Source organism: Chrysiogenia bacterium (assembly GCA_020434085.1).
Lineage (GTDB): Bacteria > JAGRBM01 > JAGRBM01 > JAGRBM01 > JAGRBM01 > JAGRBM01.
The window spans coordinates 1-5214 of sequence record JAGRBM010000600.1 but is presented as its reverse complement, the minus strand read 5'-3'; the positions used below and the strand labels follow the sequence as shown (position 1 = coordinate 5214).

4 protein-coding genes and 1 other RNA gene are annotated in these 5214 nt (G+C 64.8%); 3 read left to right on the top strand and 2 right to left on the bottom strand.

Going from position 1 to position 5214, the window contains the following annotated elements; all coding sequences use genetic code 11:
- Window positions 1-443 (bottom strand): hypothetical protein (locus KDH09_19590; GenBank protein MCB0221910.1); only part of this gene is annotated, 443 nt, incomplete at its 3' end.
- A gap of 185 nt (window positions 444-628) precedes the next feature.
- On the opposite strand from KDH09_19590, the gene ffs reads away from it, so the two are divergent.
- The 3 genes from ffs (at window position 629) to KDH09_19575 (ending at window position 4331) form a co-directional block, all read left to right on the top strand.
- Window positions 629-727, top strand: an RNA gene (ffs, locus tag KDH09_19585) — signal recognition particle sRNA small type.
- An 89-nt stretch (window positions 728-816) separates the two neighbouring features.
- Window positions 817-2595, top strand: coding sequence for a DNA polymerase III subunit gamma/tau (dnaX, locus tag KDH09_19580; protein ID MCB0221909.1), 1779 nt, complete (start codon window positions 817-819; stop codon window positions 2593-2595).
- A 182-nt stretch (window positions 2596-2777) separates the two neighbouring features.
- A complete protein-coding gene (locus tag KDH09_19575) occupies window positions 2778-4331 on the top strand; it encodes a hypothetical protein (GenBank protein MCB0221908.1) in 1554 nt (517 codons plus the stop codon).
- Between the two features lie 54 nt (window positions 4332-4385).
- Here KDH09_19575 and KDH09_19570 read toward each other — a convergent pair.
- A partial coding sequence (locus KDH09_19570) for a hypothetical protein (GenBank protein MCB0221907.1) occupies window positions 4386-5214 on the bottom strand: 829 nt, incomplete at its 5' end.

Here is a 5214-nt window from a genome sequence, read left to right as displayed (position 1 = left end):
GCCCCGTTGGGGAAGGCGCTGCTGCAGGTGGCAGAGGCCAGAATCAGGCCGGGCTCCAGCAGCGTCCACGATCCCAGCGGCGCGCCGGGCGCGGGGGAGGGAAAGACAAGCGGCTTGGCACTGACATGGGGGAGTTTTTCTTCGATCAGGTGCGCGCGCCGGTGGTGGAAGGTGGGGCAGAGCGCCCAGTTGCGCTGAATCGCCTTGAGCGCGCGGGCGGCCTCGCCGATGGAGTTGATGCGCAGCTCGAAGGGATCGAGCCAGGTGTTCTGCGCCCACGGGCACGCGGGCGCCGGGCCGCGCTTGAAATAGAGGCGGGGCCCCAGGCGCCGGGCGCCGCCGAGGTCGGCGACCAGTTGCTCTTCAAAGCCCTCGGCCGCCAGGTAGACGCGCCCGTCGAGCGGAGCAGGGCGGGGCAGGGAGTTTTCTTCACCGGTGCTCATGGCGTTTGCCTTCAGGAGTGCGGGAGAGAGCCCGCAGAGCCGCCCATTCTAGGCATCGCGGGGGCATCTTTACACCGGCCTCCAAGTCATTTAGTTTCCCCGGTCCGGGCGGCCATGCAGAGAGCCGCCCGAGCGCGGCCCCGGACACACGCAGCACCTGGCAGGGGCCGGTGGGTAGTAGTGATAGCCAGGCCCCGGACGACGCTTCAGGGGTGAACTCGGTCAGGCCCGGAAGGGAGCAGCCGCAGCCACCTGGACGTGCGATCCGGTTCCGCCTGGCTATCTTTAGTGCCCATCCAGTTTTTCGGAAGGCCTGTTCCGGCCGGATGGCCTGTGTGGCGCGCTCTTCGCGGGCTCGTCGGTGAGGGGTTCCATGTCCTATCTCGTTCTCGCGCGCAAATACCGCCCGCAATCCTTTGACGAGGTTGCCGGGCAGGAACACGTCACCCGCACGCTCCAGAACGCGATCAAGTCCGGGCGGCTCGCTCATGCCTACCTGTTCTCGGGCTCGCGCGGGGTGGGCAAGACCTCCATCGCACGCATTCTTGCCAAGGCGATCAACTGCGAAAAGAACAAGGACGGCTCTCCCTGCAACAAGTGTTCAAGTTGCGAGGAAATCACCGCGGGGACTTCCGTTGACGTGATCGAGATCGACGCCGCCTCGAACCGCGGCATCGATTCGGTGCGAGAGTTGCGCGAGGGTGTGCGCTACGCGCCGGCCCGTTCGAAGTTCAAGGTCTACATCATCGACGAAGTTCACATGCTCACCAAGGAAGCATGGAACGCGCTTCTCAAGACGCTCGAAGAACCGCCGGATCACGCGATCTTTCTGTTCGCGACGACCGAAGTGCACAAGGTGCTGCCCACGATTCTCTCGCGCGTGCAGCGCTTCGACTTCCGCCGCCTGACGCCGCAGGGAATCAGCGAACAGATTACCAAGGTTCTCAAGGACGAAAAGATCGGCCTGAGCGATGAAGCCATCCAGCTCGTTGCGCGCCTGTCCGAGGGCGGCATGCGTGACGCGCTGAGCCTGCTCGATCTGGTAAGTGCGTCCTTCGACCGCGACACCAAGAAGCAGCCGATCACCGAGCAGGAAGTCGCCGACCTGACCGGCGTTGCCGGGCGCGAGCTCATCGAACAGACCCTCGAAGCGATCGTGAAGAAAGACGCGCTCGCGGTCATCACCTGCGTCGAAAAACTCTATGACTACGGCTACGACGTTCAGAACTTCTACAAGGAAGTCCTCGGCGGCATTCGCGACGCGCTGGTCATGCGTGCTACCGGCGAGAAGGCCGGTGAGGTGATGGACCTGCCCGAGAGCTCGGTCGCGCGCCTCAAGGAAATTTTCGACGGTTGCGACACTACCTTCGTCGACCAGCTCTTTCTGATCTTCCAGTCAGGCGAACAGGCGGTCTTCAACTCCGCCCACCAGCGCTACGTGCTCGAAGCGCTGCTGCTGCGCATGGCGCAGGCCGAGCCCCTGGAGTCGCTCGGTGCCATCGATGAGCGTCTTGCGCGAATCGAGGGCTCGCTCGGAAGCGGGGGCGGCGGAGCACCCGCGAGGCGAGGGCCTCCAGCCCGCCCTACTGAGGGCGCCGCGCCGGCTCGGGCAGCGGCGCCGGACACCCAGAGCAAGCCAGAATCCAGTTCCATCGTCTCCGGGGCCGAACCCGGCTGTGCCGACTCGGGGAACGCGTCCGCCGCGGCGCCAGTGCCCCCCGGGCAGGAAATCCCCGAATGGCGGCTTATCGCGGGGAACCTTGCCGAGCGCAAGATGCGCTGGCGCGGGATGCTCAGCGCCGCCAGCCTGCGCATGGAAGCGCGTGGGGTGGTGCTGGTTCCCACCGACGATAAATTCGAAAAAGCCCGGCGCCTGATGGGGGCCGAGGACCTGACCGAGCTGCTGCGCACCATCGGCGAAGAACTGGCGGGTGAGCGCGGCGGTGAGGCTCCGCCAGTGATTCTGGGCGAGCTGGACCTGAGCGTGCGCGAGGCCGCCCCCGAACGGGCCCAGGCCAAGGCGGAGGCCCGGAGCGAAGAACTCGACGAGCGCGCCCGGGTCAAGCGCGAAGCCCGCGAAAACCCCGTGGTGGCGCAGGTGCTCGACAAGTTCTCCGTGGGTGACATCAACATCCGCAAGAAGCGCGGATAGCCCGTTCTTTAAGTGATTTTAATCGCTTGGCGCGCGCGCGCGGCTTGACCGGGTTGCGCGTGCCCAGCCAAGATTCGGGCCTCAGTCAACGCGAATGGCAAGTTGCGAGTGATTGCGAAGGTTTCGGCCTTCGTTTTGATGTCTGATGGAACGCACAAGACGTTCCGAAGGAGTGTGCCGAAGTGAGCGAGGCTTCTCAGAGCCAAGCAGGCAAGCAGGACAGCCCCAACCGGGCGGTTCCGCTGCTGATAGGATTTCTCATCGTGGCCCTTGGGGTCGCGGTATATTTCGCCTTTTTCCGGACCGTGCAGGGCCTCTACGGCCAGCTTGTCGTGGACGACGAACCGGCCGCCGGTGCAAAGCTGGCTTTGCAGGTGAAGAGCGAGGGCGGCGAGAGCCAGAGCGTCACGGTGAGCACCGACAAGCTGGGCTTCTTCACGATCCCGCTCGACGAGGGCAGCTACACCCTGGCCAGCACGCTGCCGCGTGGAAACCACGCGCGCGTGGGCGAGGAGGATCTCGAAGTCATCGTGGGCCGGAGCCCCTTCGGGAAAACCTACACCGTGGGCGAGGACCTCACCACCATCGAGTCGCTCCACGTGGCCCACCCGGGTGAAGTGATTGGACCGCTCAAGGGCGAGACCGTCATGCCCGATGCCAAGCTGCGGTGGAAGCCGTACCCCAACACGGACAAATACGTCATCAAGCTTGCGTTCTTCCCGAAGCCGGGCTCGGCGGGCAATGCAACGCTCTATCTGAACGGCGATGCGCGCGAGTGGTCCTTCTCCCTGGGCGACGATGTCGGCCGGCCCATCGAAACGACGATTTTCAAGACGCTTGAATCGGCCCAGCCCGATTCGGCCTGGATGCCCGGTGCGAAATACACCTGGAGCATGACCGTTTTCGGCAAGGGCGGCGGCGTCGTGGCCAACGAAGGGCCTTTCCCTTTCAGCGTCTATGACAACGAACAGGCCAGAAAAATTGCAGCGGAATCGATTACCCGCGCGGCCAAGGAACTCTCCGAGCGTAACGGGATTCTCACCGGCGTGCTCTCGGAAGATCTCAACCCGGTCAAGAACGCGAGCTTCCACGTGACGCTCACCAAGATGTCCGAAGGCAACAGTTTCGACGAAACCCTGCCGGATATTCCCGTCGCCACCGATGACACCGGTCGCTTCGACGTGATGCTGCCGCCCGGGCGCTACCGTTTTGTCTCCGCCGACGCGCGCACCGAGGATAGCCTCCATGCCCGCACGCAGGAAAACATGGTTCTTGTTCCGCCCGGTTCCACCTCGGCCGAATTCCAGGTCGAGCCCGGCGGTTTTGCCCAGGTGCCCGACATCGTGCTGCGCAAGCGCGTGGAGTTCGTCTACCCCACGCCGGGAATCCCGACGGAGAAGAACCCGACCATCAGTTGGGAAAAATACAAGGATGCCAACCGGTATCAGTTCACGCTCTATTACGTCGGTGAGAACAACCGGCCGACGACGATCTACACGAAACTGCTCTCGGCCAATTCAGTGACGATGGAGGACCTGGACCTCTCGGAGCGTTTCGCCGAGAAATACGATCATCCGCGCTCGACGCTCAAGCCGGGCGGCCGCTACCGCGCGAGCGTGATCGCGTTCAAGGAACCCCGGCGCAAGCGCGAGTGGGATGTCACCCAGCCGCCGCCGCCGTGGATTCGGCTCTCGGAGTCCAAGCTGATGAACTTCACCGTGAAGGGTGAAGAATAGGCAGCCACCAAAAAGGTTGTTTGGAAAAAGGGCGGGGTTTACCCGCCCTTTTCTTTAGAGCTCGCCGGAACTGATGGGGACGAAGACGCCGCCTTCGAAGCGGTAGCGCTCTTCGATGAGCATGCCCGCGGTGGGAACGGCCAGGCTGACGACGAGGTTGTTGGCCCCGAGGCGCCCGCTCACCCGAATGATGCGGCCGAGCTCGGGCTGGGCGTCGGTGGCGCTCGCGCCGGCAAAGGTGGAAAAACCGAGTTCACGCACCGGGAAGATGGCCGGTTGCTCGCCGATCATGCGGACCAGCGAGAGGGATTCGTAGCGCACGGTGCGGCGCATGGAATCCCCCAGGACCCAGCGCGCGCGGACCAGTTGGAGCGGCTCGCTCCTGGCCGGCTGGTCTGCCCGTAGCGGGATAAAGGTGTCTCCCTCGATTTCGATGGTGCTCTTGCGACGGATCAGGTCGCGGTAATATTTGTTGCGAACGCGGCATTCCTCTTCGCCCTGACAGGCGTTGGGGCCCTCGCTCTCGCCGAGAAGGATGTCCTCGATCCGCACGGCCAGCAGGGTGCGCAGGCTCGTCTCCAGGCGCGCGCGCGCGCGGCGTGAAGGCTCGATGTAGCACACGGGCAGATCTCCCGGCGCAATTTCGAGCAGCCGGGCCTTCACCGCGCTTGCAGGCGTCGGGAAGCCCGCCAGTGCGCGGCGCGCGGCACTGGCCTCACCGGCGCTGAGCGGCCCGTTGTAGAGGCGCCAGAGCGATTCGCGTGCCACTTCACTTCCCAGTCGTCCCAGCGCGGCGAGCGCCTCGGGGCGTTCGGCCTCGGAACCCTCGGTGGCCAGGGCCTCCACCTGCGCGGCGAGCTCGGGGGCTTCGACCGCGCCGACT

Bases quoted from the DNA above. Each gene is read 5' to 3' on its own strand.
- dnaX (MCB0221909.1), top strand. From the start codon at position 817: ATGTCCTATCTCGTTCTCGCGCGCAAATACCGCCCGCAATCCTTTGAC.